Genomic DNA, 24,001 nt, shown 5'->3' with positions numbered 1-24,001 from the left:
TCTTAAATAGAATACTTAATGTTAAAAGACACGTAATCACGATCTTCCATTTGGTTAGTCGTACCTACACCACCGAAAAAGCTATTGTAGTTTAAATCCGCCGACCAACGACTTTGATAATCAAAACTTAAACCTAACGACATTGATTTTCTATCTTCAACAAACAAAAATAATGGATCTGGCGTAATACCGTTAACATCATGTGAGAAAACAATTTTCGGCGATATGTTAATGCCGGCAAAAACATCGTTATAGTCTAATTTACCAACAAAACGATAACCCCATGCAAATGCACTTGGGAATGGGTTAGTTTCAACACCATCTTGTAACGCAATTTCTAGTCCCTCTTTACCTTCAATACCACCGTTTCTAGCCGTACCCGGACCATTTAAACGTAACACATCTTGATCAGGCATGTCGCGAATATCTATCCCGCCGACTTCAAGTAAAGTGGTGAATTGGCTAGCACCCAATGAAGGACCCCATAAGTGGGTCAAAGTCATTTGTGCTTGTAAAGTATCTGATAAAATAAAACCATTGGCTCTCGAACCGCCAGGAAATACATCCATTTGCGATACACCGTCTAATTCATCTCGACCTTGATCATTGGCTAATTGCTGTGGCATTGCCGCAAATAACAACTCAACATCATCAATTTGTAATGGTTCATCTTGACGGAAGGTGACTTCACCAGCTACAGAGGTTGTACCAATAGCGGTGTTAAAACTTAACGCATATAGTTTGATATCTTCAACATAGTCAAGTTCTACACGTGAAAATGCCTGTAAGTTTGTATAGTTCTGCTCAGTAATTTCATTATTTAGTAAGTAACCTACATCACCACCTAACACACCTGTTGTTAATAAATCACCAACAAGCGCTTCTGTAGAAAAATCAGCGGTAATGCCAGAAAATACTGGGCGACGGCTATGATAATTCATATGGTAGAAACTAATTTCGGTATCATTTAATTCTGGTAAAAACCAAGACAAACGTAAACCATATTGGCCGCCATCATCCGGTTCATTTTCGGCATTTTCTTCTCTTAAGGTAAGCTTTGTTGGAAAGCCTGTTAGATAAGCTCCTGCAGCATCCGCTTGAGAAACTGTACCATTAAGAATTTGTGCTCTTAACACATTTAAATTGGTAATAAGTGAGTCTAAATCCATATCTGGATTACTAGCAAAATTCAATTGTACGTTGTTATATTGCCCACCATCACCAGCAAAGTCATTGGTAGAAAAGTAACTGCCTGGTGCTGGTAAAACAGTTTTTTCCCAGCTATATTGATAAAACATTTCAACGTTAAAGTTTTCTGTAACACCCAACGATGTCCAGACCGCGCCAAATGGAATAAAGGCTTCTTTTAACTCAGAACCAGGTGCACGTAAGCGTGCAATATCAACGGGGTTAAGTTCACTGATACCATGAGATATTAAGGTACTTTCACCCCAGCTAATCACTTGTTGACCAACTCGAACAGAAAATGGCATTTCACCGATATCAAAATCACCATAAACGAAAGCATCTAATAAACGGATATCACGACAAACTTGATCACGGGCATCATCATCACGACACGGGTCATTAACTTTATTAGAGCTCGGATTTGTCCATGCTCTTGATTTTTCAACCATTTCAAAATCATAGAAGTACATACCGCGAGCAAATAGACCTAAGTTTTCGTAACGCACATCAAGCTCATGTGAGCCTTTAAGCAGTTTTGAAAAACTCTCACCTGAGTCATAATTTAAATTACCGTTATCACCATTGGTAGAATAACTGCCTGCGCCATCCCATACCGTAGCGGCGTCAGGGTTAACATTCAACACAGGGTGATACTGGCTAAAATCAAAACCATTATTGATATTATTTGATTTACCAACATTATCATTCCAATTACGATCTTCTACTCGCCAGCTTGAACCTGCGGAAAATGTTGAATCGAAGCTAATGTCAAAGTTACCTAACTGAAAGTTTTTTGCCTGCACACTAGTCGCGGCTAATGTCACTATGGCGGCGGCAATACTCAGAGCCAGTGGCTTTTTGTAAAAACCGTTGCGAAGGTTTTGTTTCATTTGTTATCTCCCCAGATGCGATGCTGCATTTTTATTTTTATAAATCCACGTAAATGGTATGAAACAATAATTACATCATTTCTGCGATGAGGCAAGTGCTAAAACATCAGTTAAAGCCCTTTATTTTAAAGACTTCAATCAAGTCATCTGATGAGAATAAAAAGCCGTTTAAAACAAGTGTTTTAAACGGCTTTAATATTCCGAAGGGATAAGCAAAGAGTTAGCTAAATTCACAGCTGTAACTCCATATACATTTCTTTACATTGCTCTTTTGATGGTCTGACCACTGTTTAAAGCAAAGGCTCTAATTAATCAATTTTCTGCAAAGATAAAAATTTATTATCTTTGGTTTGCAGGCAAAATAGCCCTTTTATACCACTTGCCGTTAAATAATTTCGCAAATGCATGGCTGGAAACTCTACCCGAACCCCTGCAGTAGAAGTTACAATAATTCTGTTAATTCGCCCTTGATAATAAGGTAAAAATTCCTGATTAGTCATCCTTATGCTGAAATAATATTTCATCACACCACCCTAGTTTGACAATGCCGCATCCAGTTTTTCTTTTAAATCTTTTGATAAGTCCTCTTGTTGAGACAATTCCTCTAACAGTGTCTTAATCATGTTTTGGCGCTTTTTATCCAGTGACGAAAATTGAATTAATGGTGTAATTAAACGTGACGCAACTTGTGGATTAATGACATTTAATCGTTTGATTTGCTCAATTAAGAACTGATAACCTCGACCACTGATACAATGAAAGTGCCTCGGATTATTCATGGTAAATGCGCCAATGAGTGATCTAGCTCTATTTGGGTTATTCAAAGTGAATAATGGGTGACTCATTAACTTAGCTAAGTTGTCATAAATTGCTTCATTATTTACACTTGCCTGTATCGCAAACCATTTATCCATGACTAACGTTGTGTTACTCCACTTCTGTTCGAAGTCGGTCATCATAGTTGCAAAGCTAACAGCATTGGTGTTTGCAGCACAATTCAAAGCCGCTAAGGTATCAGTCATATTATTCGCACTTTGGTATTGCTCAGCTATTAATGTTTGCTGTGGTGCTAATCGGGTTAAATATGATAAACAAATATTTTTTAACGCGCGTTGACCAATAGCCTTACCATCGTTAGCAAATTCTTCTTGAATATTTTGCTGATAGTGTTGTAAAAACAAGGGTGCCAGTGCCGTTGCCAAATCAATTTTCACTTTATCAATGGCATCTAATAATGCGACAGGATCAACCTCTACAATACTATCTGCTAATTCGCTAAAGCTTGGTAAGGTTAATTGTTCTGCTTTAAATGCCGAAGAAATATCGGCATTAAGTATTTTTCTATACGCTTCATATAGATTGTCCGGTAAGGCTAAATTCGGCTCTGCCATGACATTTTTAATATGGGTCGACAACAAGCTTTGGCCTGCATTCCAACGACAAAACTCATCTTCTGCGTGAGTCATAATACACTCTAAATCTTGATCAGACTGTAAAAACTGACTTTTAACCGGTGCGGTAAAATTGGTTAATAGCGCCAGTACCGGTTTGCCAGCAAAACCTTTAAATGACCAGGTTTGCTTTTGCTCCGTTAGTTGCAATAAATGCGCACTACTTTGCTGTGTCTCTGGAGTAATAAGCTCTATACCTACGGGAATATGCAGTGCGGAGTTTTCACCATTACTTTGTGCAATAGTAACTTGGTAAACGTTAGTCTCAGCATCAAAATATTCCTCAACGGTTATTTTTGGCGTACCTGACTGTTCGTACCAACGCTTAAATTGCGACAAATCAACCGATGATGCATCGGCCATGGCATTAATAAAGTCATCACAGGTTACCGCCATGCCATCAAATCGAGCAAAATAAAGCTCAATACCTTGTCTAAATTTTTCAGCTCCTAGTAACGTATGGATCATACGAATAACTTCTGCACCCTTTTCATAAACAGTTAGGGTATAAAAGTTATTCATTTCTAAGACTTTTTCTGGTCGTATTGGGTGTGCCATTGGCCCAGCATCTTCGGCAAACTGCATTGAGCGCAGTACTCGAACATTTTGAATACGGGTAACGGCTGCAGAATGCATATCAGCACTAAATTGTTGATCTCGAAAAACCGTTAAGCCTTCCTTTAAACTCAACTGAAACCAATCTCGGCAAGTTACCCGGTTTCCGGTCCAGTTGTGGAAATACTCATGTGCAATAACAGCTTCAACATTAAAGTAATCGGTATCTGTTGCACTACTTTCATCAGCTAAAACAAACTTACTATTAAAGACATTTAGCCCTTTGTTCTCCATTGCCCCCATATTGAAAAAGTCGACAGCGACTATCATGTAGATGTCTAAGTCATATTCAAGACCGAAAGTTTCTTCATCCCAAGTCATAGAGTGTTTTAACGATGCCATCGCATGATGGGCCTTATCAATATTGCCCTTATCAACAAAAATCTCTAGGGCTATGTCGCGATCTGAGCAAGTGGTAAAATTATCTTTTAAAACATCAAAATCACCAGCAACTAATGCAAATAAATAACTTGGTTTAGGAAATGGGTCATGCCATTGCACAAAATGGTCACCATTTGCTAAATCGCCAAAATCAACTTTATTACCGTTAGATAACAAATAAGGAAATTGTGTCTTATTGGCAATAATTTTAGTGGTAAATGTTGCCATAACATCAGGACGGTCAAGATAATAGCTAATGCGTCTAAAGCCTTCGGCTTCACATTGTGTGCAGTAGGCATCACCTGATTTAAACAAACCTTCAAGCGCGGTATTGTCCACAGGATTAATTTCCGTCACTATTTCCAAAAGAAAATTCTGCTCGGAAACTGGAATAGTGAGTGATGTATCGTCAACTTGATATAGGCTTTCATGCAATTCTTTTTGATTAAAAGAGACCGCCAACAGCGTTAGGTGCTCACCATCTAATACCAGAGGTTCATTACTCCCCGCTTTTCTAGAAATTTGCATCCTGTTAGTCACACGGGTTTTGTGCTCATCAAGTTCGAAAGTTAAATCAACCTTTGATATTGAAAAGTTTGACTCTTGGTAGTCAGCTAAATAACGTGGGGTAAAATCGCTCATGAAACTCCTTAATAACTTTCTTTTACTATTACTCACATATGTCAGCAATATTAGAAATTAAAAAGCCTGCTATAAACAGGCTTTATGAATATTTATTAATTTTGAAAATATTTTACTTATTTGTCACTAATTTTTTAATTTTAAAGCCCATATAACCATAAACAACCGCTAATACCGGATTGATGAGGTTAAAGAAACAATAAAAAATGTAGTCAAATGGATTAACTAATAATACGCCATACATATAAGCACCACAGGTATTCCATGGAATAAGTGGCGACGTAATGGTACCTGAGTCTTCTAGCGTTCGGCTCAATACAACAGGGTGTAAACCACGACGTTCGTATTCTTCTTTATACATACGTCCTGGCATCACAATCGCCATGTACTGATCGGCAGTAATTAGGTTAGTGCCGATACACGTGCCAACAGTACTGGCAATAAGGCTACCGGTTGATTTTGCCGAGGCAAGAATGACATTAACAAATTTACGTAACATACCTAAATGCTCTAGTACAGCACCAAAGCTTAATGCACACATAATCAGCCAAATGGTATTGAGCATACTTGCCATGCCACCACCACTAAGCAGCTTGTTTAGCTCATCATTACCAGTTTCAACAGCAACACCATCATAAAAAGCGCTCCAAACCACGGTAACATTTGCCGTCATAGCATCTAGGCCATCAGCAGCTAAACGTGCAATAAGATCTTGTTGGAAAAGTATTGCCCAAAGTGCCCCCATTAAAGCACCGATAGATACCGCTGGAAATGCTGGCACTTTTTTGATTGCTAAACCTAGCAGAATAACTAGCGGGATCAGGTTGAAAATACTCAACTCAAATTGGCTTGCAAGTTGTTCATTTAATAGCGCAATTGAATTATCACTTGCCGTTGCAGTTTCAGTTAAGCCTAAAATAATAAAGAGAATTAAAGCGGTTATAATTGACGGCACTGTCGTCCACAACATATAGCGAATATGGGCGAATAGTTCACTACCAGCAACTGCTGGAGCTAAATTAGTTGTTTCTGATAAAGGAGAGATTTTATCACCAAAATAAGCCCCTGAAATTACCGCCCCTGCCGTTATTTCGGGAGAAAGTCCTAAACCTTGCGCGATACCAAGCAAAGCCACACCTATGGTTGCCGCCGTCGTCCATGAACTGCCAATACTCATGGCGACAACACCACAAATGACACATGACGCAGCATAAAACCAGGTGGGATCCAATATTTTCAAGCCATAGTAAATCATGGTTGGCACAGTACCAGACAATAACCACGTACCTATTAATGCACCAACAGATAAAAGGATCAAAATAGCGCTTAATGATAACGATATTCCCTTAACGATCGCTTTATCAATTTGTACCCAAGTAGCACCATTTTTTAAACCAATAATAATGGCAATACCCATACTAGCAAGTAAGGCTATTTGATTGGGGCCATAGGAAGAGTTATCGCCAAAAAAAGTTACTGCCGCCGCAAGCATCGCAATTAATGCAATGATAGGGATTGAAGCATCTAACATTGATGGTTGTCGTAAAGATTGAGGATCTGACATAGATAAATTTACACCTTATTATCTTATTTATTATAGTGATTATGTTTTTTGTGTTAGTTAACATGCCGACTGTTAACAAATAGTGCAAGTTTTTTATTTTCAACCACAACTAACCAGCCCTTTATATATAGGCTATAGCAGAATAATTATGCAGCAATTGTTATTAAAAAACGCCATACTGTTACAAGCATCAACACATTAAAAAGCCACCCTTAGGTGGCTTTGTTTACAACAAAGATGTTGCTTATTTTTTTGCAACTTTACCTAATGAAACCAAATCAAAAGTAATTTTTGCGGTTTCATCTAAAAATGGGTCTAATTCTTCCAAATCATCAGGTAGGTCATCTAAGCTAGCAACTTTTTCTTTCCCCATCAGGGTAAGCCTTTCATTGGCACGTTTTAATTGCTTCGCTTTGCGCTCTTCTCTTTTAGCTTTTCTTGTAACTAAATTTAATGATACGGTTTTATCGTCTTTCTCAGCCTTATATTCTTCGATATCTGATAATAAATAATTAAACTCTTGGTTATCAACCACACGGGAACTGTGCAAAGAATTTAAGTAAGATAAATCTTGGCTGATATCATTAAGCTTGTTATAGCGAGCTTTTGGAATTTGATCCCAAGGTAAAGCATTCTCTTCTCGGCTTTCTCCCCAGTCAGCAGGATCTACCGCAGACGGAAATTCTATATCGGGTAAGACACCACGATGCTGAGTGCTGCCACCGTTAATACGATAGAATTTTGCAATGGTAAACTGGATGCTACCAAACGGATTATCATATAAATCGTAAACACGGCCTAAACCGCGATGTTGCTGAACAGTACCTTTACCAAACGTATGTTCTCCAACAATAACACCACGACCATAATCTTGAATTGCCGCAGAAAATATTTCTGATGCTGATGCGCTATAACGGTCTACCATTACCGTTAAAGGACCGTCATAAAAACTGATACCGTCTTTATCACTGTTCACTTGTACTCGATTAGCACCATCACGAACTTGCACTACCGGGCCTTTATCGATAAATAAACCCGTTAATAGTGTCGCTTCAGTAAGCGAACCGCCACCATTACCACGTAAATCAACAATAATACCTTCGACATTAGCATCTTTAAGCTTAGCGATTTCTAATTTAACATCACGCGACAAGTTGTTGTAAAAACTAGGGATGGTAATAACACCTAATTTTTTACTGTTTTCATCGCCATCTTTTTCAAAATAGACTTCTGATTTAGCTGCTCGGTCTTCCAATTTAATGGTATCACGGATAATCGAAACCACTTTAATACTGCCGTCGTCTTCAGATTCTGCACCTAAAACCTGTAAACGCACTTTGCTGCCTTTTGGCCCTTTGATCAGTTCAACAACATCATCAAGGCGCCAGCCAATCACATCAACAAAGTCTTTATCATCTTGCGAAACACCAACAATACGATCTTTAGGTTTTAATTCATTCGATTTATCAGCTGGGCCACCAGAAACAACACTTTGAATAACGGTATAATCTTCTTCAGCGCGCAATACAGCTCCAATCCCTTCTAAGGAAAGGTTCATTTCCATTTGAAAACGTTCGGCATTACGAGGAGATAAGTACGATGTATGTGGTTCAACAACGCGAGCAAAACTGTTCATCACCACTTGAAAAACATCTTCACTTTCACTTTGCTTCAAACGTTTAATCGCGTAGCGATAGCGTTTGCCTAGTACTTCTTGAATTTTTGGCCATTCTTTACCAGCTAAGGTTAAGTTTAAGGCGTCATATTTAACTTTTTTGCGCCATAATTCATTTAACTCTGCAACTGAAACAGGTCGTTCTGCCTCTTCGCGATCAAAGTCATATGACTCATCAAGTTCAAAATTGAATGGTTTCTCATTTTCAAGCAAGCTTAAAGCATAATCATAGCGCTCTAAACGACGTTGTAAATTAAGGTTATAAATTTGATAAGCAATATCTAACTTGCCGCGAGCAATAACGGTATCAAAATCATCACGATACTGTTCAAAGCCTTGAACGTCACTAGCAAGAAAAACATTACGTGCGTAGTCAAGCTGCTTAATATAACGATCAAAAATTTGCTCTGATAAAATATCGTCTATTTTAATTTGCTTGTAGTGTGCACGAGTAAATTGTGCCGTAATGCGCTTGGTGGAGGTTGCATGTTGGCTCTCGGGAGCCAGTATCGGAAGATTTATATTCTCTTCCTTTGTCTCGGCAAATGCCGTCAAACCCGACATTGACAATGATACTGCAATAGCTATACGACAAAATTTATGCATACACATACTCCAAATTTATTCTGTAAATATATTTTTAACTTGTGTTTTAACAACCATACCAGAGTTTAATTGCACACTTACGTCATTGCCTGAAACTTCAGTGATCACGGCATCCATTGATGACTGCCCAAGCTGCACTTTGATATGTTTGCCAACAACAACATTACTTGTTTCAACTGGTTTAAGTTTAACCGCGGCTTTAGGAGCTGCACGTTTAGCAGACTTAACGGCGTTAAACTTTTCTTTACGATTACTATCTGTAGAGTCTTTCTTTACAGCTTTAGTTCCCTTATTAGCATTGCCCTTATAAGGTTTTTTCGCAACTTTATCTTTGCTATTTTTGTTACCAAATTTTTCTTGGCTTTCTTTTAAGGTTTTGCTCGCATAATCAGCTTGCTCTTGATCAATCTCTGCAGAGTCATTGCCGTCAATGTCAATTCGAAAGCTACCGACTTTAATCGCTTTCAAATAACGCCAGCTACTGGTGTAATGTCTTAACGCTTGACGTAAACGTGTTTTACTAACGGTTTCGTCATCAGCTAATTTTTCAGCTAAGTCCTGAAAGATACCTATTTTAAGAGGTTTGGCATGACCTTCTGTTGAAAAACACGCAGGAAACTTTGCCGCTAAATAAGCGATTATTTCCTTTGTACTGATGCGCTTAACTTCAACATTTTCTGTTGATTCCACAGGTGCGTCCGCCGCCACTTTTACTTCACTTTCTGTTTTAGATTCCATAAATACAACTTTTAAAAATTTTTAATTCTGTTCTGAAAGATATTGTTCTCGATTTTCCAACAAGTGTCGGCACCAATCATAAATATCTTCACTTTCAATTTCGGCTAAGGCTTCTTGCCCTATCCACGTATCCCACACCAAAGACAGCAACTGCTCTAATATCTCTGGCGCAATATCTTCTTCAGCTAAGTCATAAACGGTATGATAAATTTCGTTAATACGCTCAGCAACTATTTCTTCTTGACCATCCCAGTCACCAACAACGGCTTCTGAGACTAAATAATCATGAATAACAATAAACTCTTTCATTAGTTTACCACGCCATGCTTGATCATGATATTTTCAAATAAACTAATTATCTTCTCTAAACCTGCTTGATCGTCGCTATCAAAGCGATTAAATGCAGTACTGTCAATATCAAGTACCGCAATCACTTTATTATTTAGCACCACAGGGATAACAATTTCAGCATTGCTACTAGCATCACAGGCTATGTGCCCATTAAACGCATGTACGTCATCAATGCGTTGAGTCACGTTATCACTAGCGGCGGTGCCACAAACACCACGACCTAAAGGGATACGAATACAAGCAACTTTACCTTGAAATGGCCCAAGTACCAATTCATTGTCAACTAAACGATAGAAACCAACCCAATTAACTTGTGTTAACTGTTCAAATAACAAAGCACTGACATTTGCCATATTAGCAATTACATCAGACTCATCACTGATCAACGCTTCAACTTGAGTGTATAGCTCTCGATAAAAGGTATTTTTAGACATTAATAATATTGCCAAAGATAAAAGCGCATAACATACCTTGATAGGACATTAAATTAAAGTGCTATCGACTGCAATTAGTCATTATATGACGAATTTATTGCGGTTTAATGGCAAATTGTACCTTAACTCGCGCATTTACCACCTGCTGCTCAATTGGATGGCCATTTACTGAGTGTTTTTCGGCGCTATCTGCGGTATAAGCCAATTCATCGCGATTTACATCCAATTCTTGCACTGCAATCACATTGCCCAGCGTAATATTGAGATGATTGACCATTTTTTTCGCCTTAAACTTAGCATCGGCAAGTGCGTTATTCAGTGCCCGCTGATACAAGATTTGATAACTCTGTTGAGAAATTCCTAATGGCTGAACATCACTCACCCCAACTTTAATCAATAAATCAATTAGGCGCTGATAAGAGTTAATGTCAGAAACATTCACCACCATTCGCTGATTAGCTTCAATAACCGCTGCAGCCATATCACTATGCATTTGTTTTTGGTTCAGCTTAGTATTAATTTTTGCCGGCAGCTTATTAGGTAAACGAGTAAAGAGCTCAACGTCAGCAATGGTATTATTTAAGCTAGGATAACTCACCTTTAATGCTAAAGGCGCAGTAGAAGCCACTTTAATCGTCTTCGAGTGCTTTTCAATAAATTGCTTGATTAACTTAACTTTATATTCCGCACTCTGCGCTGTTTTTACGGCACTAGCACCACGCTCATTAATAATAATATTAAGTAAATACGTTGCTGCTTGTAAGTCTACTTGGCCATGTCCTATCACTTCAACACCGTTTAATGGTGGCGTTTGTAGTAAGTTTTGGCCAAATGTCATCGAACTGAACAAAACTAAGCAAATAATTCCGACCCGCATAACTTACTCCTAGTTACCCTTTTTCAATGTTTTTAACATTGACTGTTGCTCAGCTAAAAGAAAATAAATAAAGGCCTCTTGCTGTGCCTTATCGCTTGCCTTCCATAAACATTTTAGCTGTTCAAGTTGCGCTAAAGGCTTAGTACCTCTATTCATACATAGGTTGTCAAAAACAACTTTAGCACCTAAATCAGCATGTTGTTCCGCCTTTTTATCGACCCTTGGCGCAGATTCAGCGCTAGCATTAGCCAATTGTGCCAACGTACCTTGTGCATTAAATTTAATTAACGATTGGCTAACACTGGCAATTTCATTACCACTCGCATTAAATAATTTAACTTCAGGCTTTTTTGCAAACTTTTTAGCGGCAATTAACTCTTCTAATATTGGGGGTTTTACAGTGATTGCTTCATTTCTTGTGAGCGTAAAAAGCAGTACAAAAGGTTTAGAGCTAACCTTAGTATGATCATCATCACCGTCAAATAAGTCTTGATACTTTAAAACTAAGATATGCTGCCCATTGGGTAAATCAAGCCTAGTTTCGCGAGCGAAAAAATGACTTGGTTGCTCAACACCGTCGACACTAATAACGATAATATTTTCTGGTAAAGTTAAAACACTGGCATTAACACTCAATGACATCAAAAAGATTAAACACAAAAACGCTGCACGCATAAAAGGCCTTTATTAACAAATTCAAGATACGAAAGTAAAACGTTATCAACTGAAAAAATTATAGTCACTATATAATACTTAACGGTATTTCTCTTTATTTTATATTGATAAAAAAAAGCGCGGACACCCTACTTAGTTGTTCGCGCTGATCAATTGTATTGCTATCAAAGTACAACCGTACTTTTAAATTAAGTTAAGTTAAATTAAAAAGAGTCACCGGGTATGCGTACCCAACCTTCCATTAACACCCGAGCACTTCGGCTCATACTGACTTTTTTCACTGTCCAGGCACCATTAATTTTTTCAGCTTCTGCACCGACTTTTAATGTTCCTGACGGATGACCAAAGGTGACTGATTTAGCGGCGTCGCCATCATCTGGCATAGCTGCTGCAAGCGCAACTAACGTTCCTGGAATGGCTGCGGCGGTGCCAATAGCCACTGCTGCTGTGCCCATCATGGCATGGTGTAGTTTCCCCATAGACAAAGCCCGTACGTGTAGATCAATTTCACTTGATGCTATCGCTTTACCACTTGAAGACACATAGTCTTGCGCCGCACTAACAAAAGCCACTTTCGGTGTATGTTGACGCCCTGCGGCTTCACTAATATCTTTAATTAAGCCCATTTTTACCGCACCATAAGCCCGTATGGTTTCAAAGCGAGCCAGCGCAGCTTCATCATTATTAATTGCATCTTGTAATTCGGTGCCTGAGTATCCTATTTCTTCTGCATTTAAGAAAATAGTTGGAATACCTGCGCTGATCATTGTTGCTTTAAACGTGCCCATTGCTGGTACTTGCAACTCATCAACAACATTGCCAGTTGGAAACATGGCTTCAGATGGGTCAACCGGCGCAACAAAGTCAACTTGCACTTCTGCGGCAGGAAAGGTCACGCCGTCAAGTTCAAAGTCACCGGTTTCTTGTACTTCACCATTAATAATTGGTACATGAGCAATAATGGTTTTTTCGATATTCTTTTGCCAAATACGCACCACACAAATACCGTTTTCAGGAACTCGACTCGCTTCAACTAAACCATTACTGATGGCAAATGAACCTACCGCTGCCGTTAAGTTGCCACAATTTCCTGACCAATCAACAAAGGCTTTATCGATAGCTACTTGACCAAATAAATAATCAACATCGTGATCTGCAACTTCACTTTTTGCTAAAATTACGGTTTTACTGGTACTTGACGTAGCCCCGCCCATACCATCGGTTTGTTTACCATATGGGTCCGGCGAGCCAATAACGCGCAACAGCATATTATCGCGCGCTTCACCCGACACCTGACAACGCTCAGGTAAATCGCTTAGATTAAAAAATACACCTTTAGATGTACCACCACGAATATAAGTCGCTGGAATCTTTACTTGAGGAACTTGAGTCATACTTTTTCCTTCACAATATTTTCGTTTCTCAAAAAGCAATTTTGCTGCGTTGAATGACGTTACATAGAAGTCTATGCTCCTTTCATTCGCCTTGCTAAATAGCGTTTTTTTTTACGATATTTCAATTAATAAAAAGCAGTAAGTTATTATTTGACTTACTGCTTTATAAATAATTGCACATAATCTATTTGCTTAAAGCAGGGTTTTAGCTTTAGTTCACGGCAGAAGCGCGGAGTTGACGAATGTCAATGAACACTTCTAACGAAGAAATAAAGCTAAAAAATCATTTAAGCATTAGACTTTAAGAAATCGGTGGCGAATTTCTGTAATACTCCACCACCGTTGTAAACTGAAACTTCTTCGGCAGTATCTAAACGACACTTCACAGGGATCTCAACAACTTCACCATTTTTTCGTGTCATGATCACTGTCATCGCACCACCCGGCGCTGTGGTACCTTCAACATCATAAGTTTCAGTACCGTCGATGCCATAAGTATTACGGGTATCCCCATGGGTAAATTCAAGCGGTAAAACCCCCATACCAATCAAGTTAGTACGGTGAATGCGCTCAAAACCTTCTGAAACAATCACTTCGACACCCGCTAAACGTACACCTTTTGCCGCCCAGTCACGTGACGAACCTTGACCATAATCAGCACCAGCAATGATAATTAATGGCTGTTTGCGCTCCATGTAAGTTTCAATCGCTTCCCACATGCGAGACTCAACACCTTCTGGTTCAATACGAGCAAGTGACCCTTGCTTAACTTCACCATTTTCGTCACGACACATTTCATTAAACAATTTCGGGTTAGCGAACGTTGCTCGTTGTGTGGTTTCATGATCGCCACGGTGAGTTGCGTATGAATTAAAGTCTTCATGCGGTACGCCCATTTTATCAAGGTAAGCACCTGAAGCACTGTTTAACTGAATGGCATTTGAAGGTGATAAATGATCAGTAGTAATATTGTCACCTAGTACTGCTAATGGGCGCATACCTTTCATGGTACGTTCACCTGCTAAGGCCCCTTCCCAATACGGCGGACGACGAATATAGGTACTTTTAAGATCCCAGTCATATAACGGGCTTTCAGCAGGTTCAAAGGCACCTAAATCAAACATTGGCGTGTATATTTTCTTAAACTGTTCAGGTTTTACTGCCGCTTTAACAATGGCATCAATTTCTTCATCTGACGGCCAAATGTCTTTTAAAGTAATATCGTTACCATTTTGGTCTTGACCAAGAATATCTTTTTCAATATCAAAACGCATAGTACCAGCCAATGCATAAGCAACAACCAACGGTGGTGATGCTAAGAAAGCTTGCTTTGCATGCGGATGAATACGGCCATCGAAATTGCGGTTGCCAGATAATACCGCTGTTGAATATAAGTCGCGGTCAATGATTTCTTGCTGAATTTTCGGATCTAATGCGCCCGACATTCCATTACAGGTAGTACATGCGTAACCAACTATGCCAAAGCCAAGTTTTTCCATTTCAGGCAATAAACCGGCTTCTTCAAGGTAAAGCTTGGCCACTTTTGACCCTGGTGCAAATGACGATTTAACCCAAGGTTTACGTTTTAGGCCTAATTCATTAGCTCTTTTAGCCACAAGGCCCGCAGCAACAACGTTACGAGGGTTAGAGGTGTTGGTACAAGAGGTAATCGCGGCAATAATAACTGCGCCGTCTGGCATTTCGCCATTGGCTTCTTGTGCTTTACAAGCATCTAAATTTTTGGCGATATCTTTTGACGCCAGATCGGCCGTTGCTAAACGACGATGTGGATTCGATGGTCCTGCTAAGTTACGACATACTGTTGATAAATCAAATTCAATCACACGTGGGTATTGCGCCGCAACTAAGTCGTCAGCCCATAAACCTGTGTGTTTTGCGTAGGTTTCAACTAATTCAACTTGCTCAGGTTCACGGCCTGTTAGTTTTAAGTAATCAATGGTTTGCTGATCGATATAAAACATGCCCGCTGATGCACCATATTCTGGTGTCATATTTGAAATAGTTGCACGATCACCAATAGTTAAGTCAGTAGTACCCTCACCAAAAAACTCTAAATAGCTTGAAACCACTTTTTGGTTACGCAAGAATTCCGTGATCGCCAATACCATATCGGTCGCTGTGATACCAGGTTGACGCTTGCCCGTTAATTTCACCCCAATAATATCAGGTAAGCGCATCATAGATGGGCGACCAAGCATTACGGTTTCAGCTTCTAAGCCACCAACACCAATAGCGATAACACCTAAGGCATCAACGTGCGGCGTGTGCGAATCAGTACCCACACAAGTATCAGGGTAAGCAACACCGTCGCGCGCTTGAATAACGGGAGACATTTTCTCTAAATTGATTTGATGCATAATGCCGTTGCCAGCAGGAATAACATCAATATTTTTAAAGGCGGTTTTTGTCCATTCAATGAATTTAAAACGGTCTTCATTGCGGCGGTCTTCAATGACGCGGTTTTTATCAAAGGCTTCAGGATCGAAACCCGGAGCTTCTACTGCGAGAGAGTGGTCAACAATTAATTGCGTTGGCACAACAGGGTTAACTTTTGAAGGATCACCACCTTGCTCTGCAATAGCATCACGAAGACCAGCAAGATCGACTAATGCGGTTTGACCTAAAATATCATGACATACCACACGAGCTGGATACCACGGAAAGTCTAAGTCTTGCTTACCTTCAATAATTTGTTTTAACGAGTCAGTAAGTGCTGTCGGATCACACTTTCGTACTAACTGCTCTGCCAATACACGAGAAGTATAAGGTAATTTAGCATAACTACCCGGAGTTATAGCTTCAACCGCTGCTCGCGTATCAAAGAAGTCTATCGTTGAGCCATTAATTTTATAACCGGGCAAAGGTTTTCGATAATCGTAATTCATAATATATTCCACTTTTATCGGGAAAAAGGAGCATTGGAAAGTTATATACTTACTATACTCCTCTACTTTTCAGTTACTGGCGTAGGAATTTTTACTCGTTCAATGTAGAGTGTGCGACGCATAGTAACCTCTATGCGAGCACATTCTTACGATGAAATTGTGAAAAATAGCCAGTCAAACTACCTTTCAGTAATAGCAACAACCTTACGTGGCTCTGCACCTGTATAATCAGCTGAAGGACGAATAATACGATTATTGTCTCTTTGCTCCATCACGTGTGCCGCCCAACCCGTTAAGCGTGAACAAACGAAAATAGGGGTAAACAGTTTCGTTGGAATGCCCATATAATTATAGGTAGAGGCATGGAAAAAATCAGCATTACAGAACAGCTTTTTGGTGTCCCACATAAATTCTTCACAAGCCACTGAAATGTCGTAAAGTGAAGTATCACCATTTTCAGCTGCGAGTTTTTCAGACCAAGCTTTGATAATGACATTACGAGGATCAGAGGTGCGGTAAATAGCATGGCCAAAGCCCATGATTTTTTCTTTACGCGCTAGCATGCCGGCCATTTGCTCTTTGGCATCAGCAGGTGATTTAAATTTCTCAATCATATCCATAGCGGCTTCGTTGGCACCGCCATGCAGTGGACCACGTAAAGTGCCAATAGCTCCGGTAACACAAGAGAACATATCTGATAGCGTTGACGCACAAACTCTGGCGGTAAAAGTAGAAGCGTTGAATTCATGTTCAGCATACAAAATTAACGATACGTCCATGACACGACGATGTTGATCTGATGGCGTAGTGCCATTTAATAAACGTAAGAAGTGTCCACCTAGTGAAGCTTCGTCAGTAACACAATCAATTTCAACATTATCATGGCTGTATTTATACCAGTAACACATGATAGCTGGGAATGCAGCTAATAAACGGTTAGCGGCTTGTCGTTGCTCAGAGAAATCATTTTCCGGCTCAAGGTTGCCTAAAAAAGAACAACCGGTTCGCATCACATCCATTGGATGCGCGTCAGCTGGAATACGTTGTAAAACTTCTTTCAACGCTTGCGGTAAATCACGCATCGCCATTAGCTCTGTTTTATAGCTCGCTAACTCGGCTTCATTTGGTAGCTCACCATTAAAAAGTAAGTAAGCTACTTCTTCAAAGGTTGCATTCTCAGCCAAATCTGCAACATCATAGCCGCAATAGGTTAAGCCACTGCCTGATTTACCAACAGTACACAATGCTGTTTCGCCTGCGCTTTGACCACGTAGCCCTGCACCTGATAGTTTTTTATCTGTCATCATTCTTTCCTCTATTCCATCAATATCTTTCGCCATTAAAAATGACTTAGTGTTATCAAAGGTTAAAATATAATTTTATTAGTATGTTGTGTTATGAATTTACTTGTTTTTACCTTCCGAAAACAAAGCATCAAGCTTTTGTTCATAATCGTGATAACCTAAGTAATCATATAGATCCATGCGTGTTTGCATGTTATCGATTTCGGCCTTTTGATCGCCATCGGCTAATAAGGTTTTGTAAACCGATTCAGCGGCTTTGTTCATGGCTCTAAATGCTGATAGTGGGTAAAGCACCATGGCACAGCCCCACTCGCCTAATTGTTCTTTATTCCATAATTCAGTTTGACCAAATTCAGTAATGTTTGCCAATACCGGTACATCAAGCGCTTCGGTAAAAGCACGGTAATGTTCTTCAGTTTTTACCGCTTCCGCAAAAATACCGTCAGCGCCAGCAGCCACATAAGCTTTTGCACGTTCAAGAGCGGCATCTAAGCCTTCTTGTGCAAAAGCATCAGTACGCGCCATAATGAAAAAATCAGCGTCAGTACGAGCGTCAACGGCCGCTTTAATACGATCAACCATCTCTTCTGTTGAAACGATTTCTTTATTTGGACGATGACCACAACGTTTTTGCGCAACCTGATCTTCAAGGTGAACCGCTGCAGCACCGGCTTTTTCCATATCTCGAACAGTTTTTGCAATATTGAAAGCGCCACCCCAGCCCGTATCAATATCCACCAACAAAGGTAAACTAGAAGCGGCAGTTATGCGTTGTACATCAGCAATAACATCATTTAATGACGTCATGCCTAAGTCTGGTAAGCCATATGAAGCATTCGCAACACCGCCGCCAGATAAATATATCGCTTGATGGCCCAGTTGCTCTGCCATCATAGCGCAATAGGCATTTATGGTACCGACAACCTGTAGCGGTTTATTATTCACTAACGCTTGGCGAAACTTAGCCCCTGGAGACAGAGTATTTGAAGGTTGAGTTGTAGACATAGTGTTGTCCTTTTTAAAGTATAAATGTTGTAATAAATTAACTAAACGCTGCAGTAATTGTTGCGTTATAGTTGTTGATTAATTTTGTTTTCAATATTTTTTCTTGAGGCAGCGATATGCCTTCTCATTAACATTTCAGCTAGTTCACCATCTCGGTCAGCAATAGCATCGATAATGCGTGAATGTTCATCAAATGCTTTAGTTGCACGGGGGCTATTCATACCAAATTGACATCGGTACATGCGAACAAGATGATACAATTGACCACAAAGAATATTGATCAATTGCTGATTATGACTGCCTAAAATAACTTTATAATGAAAATCTAAGTCACCTTCTTCTTGATAATAAGAAACACCATCACGTAAGGCTTTTGAATTTGCATGCTGTGCTAGCATCGCCTTCATTTCAACAATCTCTTCGTCAGTCATATTAATTGCTGCTTGACGACATGCCATACCTTCAAGTGCTTCACGCACGACATAAATTTCTAATAAACCAGCAATAGAACACTCAACTACACGTGAGCCAACATTGGCTTTACGTTCAATTAAATGACATTTTTCTAAACGGTTTAATGCTTCACGTAAGGTAGAGCGACTAATTTGATAGTGTTTTGCTAACTCAGGCTCGCTAATTTTACTGCCGGCTTTGATTGTCCCCTCAACAATGGCATGCAGCATTTGGTCAAATACTTTATCTGCGGTAGTAACTACTGCTTGTGTGGTTGGATTATCTAAAGCCATAATTGTCGACACATTTGAAAACGTTAAAGCAATAATAACCTGATATCGCTATTAGTCAATGTAAAAACACACTAATTGTCGACAATAAATACTAGACATTAGTCGTAAATACGACGTACTTATGAGGAAAAGTTCAAAACAACTCAAAGAAAAACTTATGTAATAAGCTGAAATTTAAAGAGAAATAAAAAATGATGCGAATTGACAAATCAAAATAGTTGAAATGGCTAGGTAAAAGAACAACTGCATTATACTGTCGACAATGTTAACTCTGCTGTTTATTGTACGGTGTTAAATAGCCTCAAAGCTAATTAGCAAGGCAATAAACTGAGCTAATTTTCCGAGGGAATATTGCCTACTAGCACGACTAGCAATCTGCCATTTAAACAAACCAGGTTTTCTAACCAAAAAACCAATAACAAACCGCTATTGCAGCACTAATACCGGCAAAGTCGGCAATAAGGCCACACGCTAGTGCATGTCGACTATAGCGAATACCGACTGAGCCAAAATACACAGCTAAGACATAAAACGTCGTTTCTGTTGACCCTTGCACAATGGACGCTAATCGTCCGGCGAATGAATCTGCACCATGAGTGTTCATGGTTTCTATCATCATAGCTCGGGCACCAGAGCCGCTTAAGGGGTTCATAAACGCGGTCGGTAAAGCATCAACGAATCTAGTATCAGTGTTAAAATAAGTTACCACGGCACGAATTGCTTCAACAAAAAGATCTAATGCCCCGCTCGCCCTAAATACACCAATAGCGCATAGCATGGCTAATAAATAGGGAATAAGCTTAATGCTGGTTTCAAACCCTTGTTTCGCCCCTGCAATAAAGCTGTCATAAACATTAACTTGTCGCTTTAAGGCAAAAAATATAAAACTTATTAGCGTTGTAAAAATAAGTAAGTTGCCCATCAGTGACGATTGCTGCGCCAATAAGTCAGCGCTCAAGGTAGCAAAATAAGCCGCTAGACCAACGACCAAAGCAATTCCACCTGAGAGATAAAGTACAATAGTTTGCTGATAAAGTTTGATTTTTTGCACATAAGCAACGGCAAATAATCCGGCTAATGTTGACGCTGTTGTTGCTAATAAAATAGGCACAAAAACATCGGTTGGATTTAGCGCCCCCTGCTGAGCACGATAAACAAAAACGGTAATTGGAAATAAAGTTACTGAAGAGGTGTTTAAAACAAGAAATAGTATTTGTGCATTAGTTGCCGTGGTTTTATCAGGGTTAAGTGATTGCAAGTCTTGCATCGCTTTTAAACCTAGCGGCGTTGCAGCGTTATCTAAACCAAGAAAGTTTGCCGATAAATTCATGGTCATCGAGCCTATCGCCGGGTGGCCTTTTGGTACATCTGGCATTAAACGGGTAAACAGCGGGGAAATAATTTGTGCTAATTTATCAATAATACCGGCATGCTCAGCGATTTTCATCATACCCAGCCAAAAGCTTAAAACACCAATTAAACCAATCGCAATATCGACAGTTACTTTTGACATATCAAAAATAGCATTAACTATTTGTTGAAAAATTAATGCATTATCAAAAATAAGCCACTGTACTAGCGCTGAAAAAAATGCAACAAAGAAAAAACCACTCCAAATACGATTTAACAAACCTACTCTCTTATATCAATTGCATTAGTGAACGCTATATTTCACTTGGTGTTATATTTTATTGTGAAAATATCATGACATACAAAACCATGATTGCCTAATAAATGACGGCTCACCGAGCTGTGCAAAAGCTGTGCAAAAGCAGTAAGCAAGCGGTGGAGAACCCCTTAACAACATTAAAACCCAAAAAATCGCATAACAATTAAAACCATATTTTTCAAACAGATATCGACATCAAAAATAATATTGCATTTAATCAACGTTAAACTACACTTAGTTTTACAGGTTACTTATCAACCTGTTGCTCGCAACAACAAACTCTATGCTTTATTAGTAGAGTAATTTTTATTAGTAGTTTTGATTTTAACGATTACCGATAATTTGATTTGACAGTTTATTAGCGCAGGCTCATCTCCTTTTGAGCCATCCCCTGAGCCCAATATCAGCAGTGATTTTGGGCTTTTTTTTATTTTGCAAATTTATTAGGGGCTGTTGATCTTTGTTTATTAATTCAGCTGAGAGTTAAAATTGCCTTAATTAAGGCGAAAATGGTGCAATTTAGTCATCTAAATCAGTCATTTTCAACGCAAAGTAAGGCAATTTTAGACTCAGCCCTTTGGGCAATGGCTATTTTTAACCCTAGCGGCATTAGAATCTCACTTATTTGGAACAACCAAACATCGTTCATTCTGCTTTGCTAACGTTAAAAACAACCTATTGCTGAAAATATAAACAAAGATCAACAGCCCCTAGTTACGGTAATTAAAAATTAAGCTTTGGTCTGAGCAAATAAACGATGAAAATTATCCGTTGATTGTTGAGCGATATCGGCGACAGAAGTACCACGAATGCTCGCTAGGTGTTTTGCAACTTCTACTACGTAAGCAGGCTGATTTTGCTTACCACGATGTGGCACTGGCGCAAGGTATGGTGCATCGGTTTCAATTAAAAATCTGTCAGCAGGTACTTTTTTAGCGACCTCTCTTAAGGCACTAGCATTTTTAAAGGTAACTATGCCTGAAAAAGAAATATAAAAGCCCATAGCAATCGCTTGCTCGGCCATTTCCCAGCTTTCGGTAAAGCAATGTAAAATTCCGCCAACGTTATCAGCTTTTTCCTCTCGTAAGATTGCAAGTGTATCTTCTTGCGCATCTCGAGTATGAATAATCAGTGGTTTATTCAAGGCATTAGCGACTCGAACATGTTTACGAAAAGAGTCTAACTGAACTTGCTTAGTTTCAAGAGCATAAAAATAATCTAAACCCGTTTCACCAATGGCCACTACCCGCGGGTTAGTGGCTAATTGGCGCAATTGTTCAGGGTCAATCTCATCATCTTGATTTAACGGATGAGCACCACAGGTTAACCAAACATTATTATATTTAGCCGTTTTTTCAGCCATTGCCGGAAATTCTTCCAGTGTAACGCTGACACACAAAAGTGTAGTTACATTATTTGCTCGGGCCGCATCCACGACGTTATCTAAGTTATTGTCAAACTCTTCGAGTTTTAAACGGTCTAAATGACAATGAGAATCTATAAACACAAGGTTACTCCACACGAAAGTGCTAATTTATATAATTTTTTGATTTTTTATCTGCTGGTAAACAACTGAGAATATAAGTTTTAACTTACATAGATAAAGTGGGCTCAGACGAATTAAGTAAACGCCCTATTGCTTTATCAATTTGATTACGAATATTATCGGGATCTTCGAGAAAACTGATGCCAATACCGGCAGGAGTGCCATTTTGCACACCAATAGGCGTTATCCACGACACTTTACCTATAACTTCTGATGACTCCAATGAGTCAGGTAAAGTGACAATAAGTTTAACATCAGTCGCCAATTCAAAATGCTCAGTTGTTCGGATAAATAAACCGCCATTTTTCATAAACGGCATATATGATTGGTACAAGTCGCGATCAGATATAAATTCAAGCGTAATGTTTTCCAAAACTATTCCTCTGCTTCGTTAATGACCTGGCTGATATCAACGAGTAGCTTTTCACTTAGAAATTGCCGATTAATCTGTACAAGTGTTTTCAATTTCATATTTGCTGTTTGTAATAGCCGATGAATTTGCCATATTTTTTCAGCACCAATGTTCATTTCTCGACTATTTGGCTTAGCTATATTCCAATGCCATTGCTGTCGCATTATGTCGACGATTACTTTCTCAAACCAGCGCATACCATCTCGGCTGTCAACGAGTGTTTTAAGCACTTCAGCACGTTGTTGGTGATAACATAGATATTGTATGACGTTATCGTGAAATAAGCTAAAGTCATTTGCAACAGTTTCATTCGATAACTCAGGATAGTGACTAAGATTAGTAAATAAATCGCTCTTTTCTGAACTCTGCTTTAAGGCAAGCCCTTGTTCATTAGTGGTTTTATATTCCGCTAACAATTTTTCGCCGACAGGCGGACGTATTTTAATTTGTTGACAGCGACTAATAACGGTTGGCAACAACGTCTCTGCACACTCAGTAGTCAAAATAATAAAGCTATTCGGGGTTGGCTCTTCTAGGGTTTTAAGTAAAGCGTTTGCTGCTGATATTGTCATTAAATCAGCTTGTATGATCAAAGCTGTTTTTAAATGTCCTATATGAGCGGTTTTTTCAAAAAATTGGCTAAGTTTACGCACTTCTTCAACACCAATAGTGCTCTTATCCGTGCTTACGGTGATGTGATCGGGATAATTATCACTTGCAAACAATTTACAGGTTTTGCATTGGCTACACGGCTGTAAAATATTTAGCTCATCAGCATGGTCGCTTTGGCATAACAACACCTGAACTAGCCATAAGGAAAGTTCCTGATAACCTGAGCCTGTTACGCCAGAAAGCAATAACCCATGTGGCAACTTGCTCGTTTGTATTTGTTTTGAAAGCTGCTGCTGGGTATTTTGTAGCCAAGTTTGCAT

Annotated in this window: 19 protein-coding genes; all 19 read right to left on the bottom strand. The window is 39.2% G+C overall.

The annotated features are described in order from the left end of the window. Nucleotides 1-2: 2 nt before the first annotated feature. Complete coding sequence (locus AC27JP_RS07540) at nucleotides 3-2,078, bottom strand: DUF1302 domain-containing protein (RefSeq protein ID WP_487113657.1); 2,076 nt, start codon at nucleotides 2,076-2,078, stop codon at nucleotides 3-5. Nucleotides 2,079-2,386: 308 nt separating this feature from the next. After that, complete coding sequence (locus tag AC27JP_RS07535; protein WP_487113655.1) at nucleotides 2,387-2,602, bottom strand: DUF2835 family protein; 216 nt, start codon at nucleotides 2,600-2,602, stop codon at nucleotides 2,387-2,389. Between the two features lie 9 nt (nucleotides 2,603-2,611). Then, on the bottom strand, nucleotides 2,612-5,167 hold the full coding sequence (pepN, locus tag AC27JP_RS07530; protein ID WP_487113654.1) for an aminopeptidase N: 2,556 nt from the start codon (nucleotides 5,165-5,167) through the stop codon (nucleotides 2,612-2,614). 112 nt (nucleotides 5,168-5,279) lie between these two features. Then, a complete protein-coding gene (gene nhaC / locus AC27JP_RS07525) occupies nucleotides 5,280-6,731 on the bottom strand; it encodes a Na+/H+ antiporter NhaC (protein WP_487113652.1) in 1,452 nt (483 codons plus the stop codon). A 244-nt stretch (nucleotides 6,732-6,975) separates the two neighbouring features. Then, nucleotides 6,976-9,012 (bottom strand): carboxy terminal-processing peptidase, encoded by a 2,037-nt coding sequence (prc, locus tag AC27JP_RS07520; protein ID WP_487113650.1) that lies wholly within the window; start codon nucleotides 9,010-9,012, stop codon nucleotides 6,976-6,978. Nucleotides 9,013-9,027: 15 nt separating this feature from the next. Next, nucleotides 9,028-9,750: an RNA chaperone ProQ gene (proQ, locus tag AC27JP_RS07515; protein ID WP_487113648.1), complete on the bottom strand. Its 723-nt coding sequence runs from the start codon at nucleotides 9,748-9,750 to the stop codon at nucleotides 9,028-9,030. A 21-nt stretch (nucleotides 9,751-9,771) separates the two neighbouring features. Then, nucleotides 9,772-10,059 (bottom strand): hypothetical protein, encoded by a 288-nt coding sequence (locus tag AC27JP_RS07510; protein WP_487113647.1) that lies wholly within the window; start codon nucleotides 10,057-10,059, stop codon nucleotides 9,772-9,774. Continuing rightward, entirely contained in the window at nucleotides 10,059-10,535 is a 477-nt protein-coding gene (locus AC27JP_RS07505) for a GAF domain-containing protein (protein ID WP_487113645.1), read from the bottom strand. The genes AC27JP_RS07510 and AC27JP_RS07505 overlap by 1 nt, the downstream gene beginning before the upstream one ends. 94 nt (nucleotides 10,536-10,629) lie before the next feature. Then, the gene (locus AC27JP_RS07500; protein WP_487113643.1) at nucleotides 10,630-11,412 is read right to left on the bottom strand and encodes an SIMPL domain-containing protein; all 783 of its coding nucleotides are present in this window, start codon (nucleotides 11,410-11,412) and stop codon (nucleotides 10,630-10,632) included. Nucleotides 11,413-11,421: 9 nt separating this feature from the next. Further along, entirely contained in the window at nucleotides 11,422-12,087 is a 666-nt protein-coding gene (locus AC27JP_RS07495) for a DUF2057 family protein (RefSeq protein WP_487113641.1), read from the bottom strand. 203 nt (nucleotides 12,088-12,290) lie between these two features. Further along, nucleotides 12,291-13,481 (bottom strand): 2-methylaconitate cis-trans isomerase PrpF, encoded by a 1,191-nt coding sequence (gene prpF / locus AC27JP_RS07490; protein ID WP_487113639.1) that lies wholly within the window; start codon nucleotides 13,479-13,481, stop codon nucleotides 12,291-12,293. A gap of 287 nt (nucleotides 13,482-13,768) precedes the next feature. Next, nucleotides 13,769-16,387, bottom strand: coding sequence for a Fe/S-dependent 2-methylisocitrate dehydratase AcnD (acnD, locus tag AC27JP_RS07485; RefSeq protein ID WP_487113637.1), 2,619 nt, complete (start codon nucleotides 16,385-16,387; stop codon nucleotides 13,769-13,771). A 179-nt stretch (nucleotides 16,388-16,566) separates the two neighbouring features. After that, a complete protein-coding gene (gene prpC, locus AC27JP_RS07480) occupies nucleotides 16,567-17,691 on the bottom strand; it encodes a bifunctional 2-methylcitrate synthase/citrate synthase (protein ID WP_487114361.1) in 1,125 nt (374 codons plus the stop codon). Between the two features lie 99 nt (nucleotides 17,692-17,790). Then, nucleotides 17,791-18,669, bottom strand: coding sequence for a methylisocitrate lyase (prpB, locus tag AC27JP_RS07475; RefSeq protein ID WP_487114359.1), 879 nt, complete (start codon nucleotides 18,667-18,669; stop codon nucleotides 17,791-17,793). Nucleotides 18,670-18,761: 92 nt separating this feature from the next. After that, nucleotides 18,762-19,442 carry a GntR family transcriptional regulator gene (locus tag AC27JP_RS07470; RefSeq protein ID WP_487113635.1) on the bottom strand — a complete coding sequence of 227 codons (681 nt, stop codon included), beginning with the start codon at nucleotides 19,440-19,442 and terminating at the stop codon, nucleotides 18,762-18,764. Between the two features lie 400 nt (nucleotides 19,443-19,842). Further along, entirely contained in the window at nucleotides 19,843-21,072 is a 1,230-nt protein-coding gene (locus AC27JP_RS07465) for a nucleoside recognition domain-containing protein (protein WP_487113633.1), read from the bottom strand. 769 nt (nucleotides 21,073-21,841) lie between these two features. Beyond that, on the bottom strand, nucleotides 21,842-22,618 hold the full coding sequence (locus AC27JP_RS07460) for a TatD family hydrolase (RefSeq protein WP_487113631.1): 777 nt from the start codon (nucleotides 22,616-22,618) through the stop codon (nucleotides 21,842-21,844). 85 nt (nucleotides 22,619-22,703) lie between these two features. Beyond that, complete coding sequence (locus AC27JP_RS07455) at nucleotides 22,704-23,030, bottom strand: PilZ domain-containing protein (RefSeq protein ID WP_487113629.1); 327 nt, start codon at nucleotides 23,028-23,030, stop codon at nucleotides 22,704-22,706. Between the two features lie 2 nt (nucleotides 23,031-23,032). Then, nucleotides 23,033-24,001 (bottom strand): hypothetical protein, encoded by a 969-nt coding sequence (locus AC27JP_RS07450; protein ID WP_487113627.1) that lies wholly within the window; start codon nucleotides 23,999-24,001, stop codon nucleotides 23,033-23,035.

This window comes from Colwellia sp. SU-HH01172 (assembly GCF_057553355.1).
Note: the sequence above shows the minus strand (reverse complement) of the source record. Positions and strands in the feature narration are given on the sequence as shown.

What these genes read in the sequence shown, in the direction of transcription:
- proQ (WP_487113648.1), bottom strand. Translation starts at nt 9,750, where the DNA reads ATGGAATCTAAAACAGAAAGTGAAGTAAAAGTGGCGGCGGACGCACCT.
- prpC (WP_487114361.1), bottom strand. Translation starts at nt 17,691, where the DNA reads ATGACAGATAAAAAACTATCAGGTGCAGGGCTACGTGGTCAAAGCGCA.
- acnD (WP_487113637.1), bottom strand. Translation starts at nt 16,387, where the DNA reads ATGAATTACGATTATCGAAAACCTTTGCCCGGTTATAAAATTAATGGC.
- prpF (WP_487113639.1), bottom strand. Translation starts at nt 13,481, where the DNA reads ATGACTCAAGTTCCTCAAGTAAAGATTCCAGCGACTTATATTCGTGGT.
- AC27JP_RS07540 (WP_487113657.1), bottom strand. Translation starts at nt 2,078, where the DNA reads ATGAAACAAAACCTTCGCAACGGTTTTTACAAAAAGCCACTGGCTCTG.
- AC27JP_RS07510 (WP_487113647.1), bottom strand. Translation starts at nt 10,059, where the DNA reads ATGAAAGAGTTTATTGTTATTCATGATTATTTAGTCTCAGAAGCCGTT.
- AC27JP_RS07535 (WP_487113655.1), bottom strand. Translation starts at nt 2,602, where the DNA reads ATGAAATATTATTTCAGCATAAGGATGACTAATCAGGAATTTTTACCT.
- AC27JP_RS07450 (WP_487113627.1), bottom strand. Translation starts at nt 24,001, where the DNA reads ATGCAAACTTGGCTACAAAATACCCAGCAGCAGCTTTCAAAACAAATA.
- prc (WP_487113650.1), bottom strand. Translation starts at nt 9,012, where the DNA reads ATGCATAAATTTTGTCGTATAGCTATTGCAGTATCATTGTCAATGTCG.
- AC27JP_RS07470 (WP_487113635.1), bottom strand. Translation starts at nt 19,442, where the DNA reads ATGGCTTTAGATAATCCAACCACACAAGCAGTAGTTACTACCGCAGAT.
- AC27JP_RS07500 (WP_487113643.1), bottom strand. Translation starts at nt 11,412, where the DNA reads ATGCGGGTCGGAATTATTTGCTTAGTTTTGTTCAGTTCGATGACATTT.
- pepN (WP_487113654.1), bottom strand. Translation starts at nt 5,167, where the DNA reads ATGAGCGATTTTACCCCACGTTATTTAGCTGACTACCAAGAGTCAAAC.
- AC27JP_RS07495 (WP_487113641.1), bottom strand. Translation starts at nt 12,087, where the DNA reads ATGCGTGCAGCGTTTTTGTGTTTAATCTTTTTGATGTCATTGAGTGTT.
- AC27JP_RS07505 (WP_487113645.1), bottom strand. Translation starts at nt 10,535, where the DNA reads ATGTCTAAAAATACCTTTTATCGAGAGCTATACACTCAAGTTGAAGCG.
- nhaC (WP_487113652.1), bottom strand. Translation starts at nt 6,731, where the DNA reads ATGTCAGATCCTCAATCTTTACGACAACCATCAATGTTAGATGCTTCA.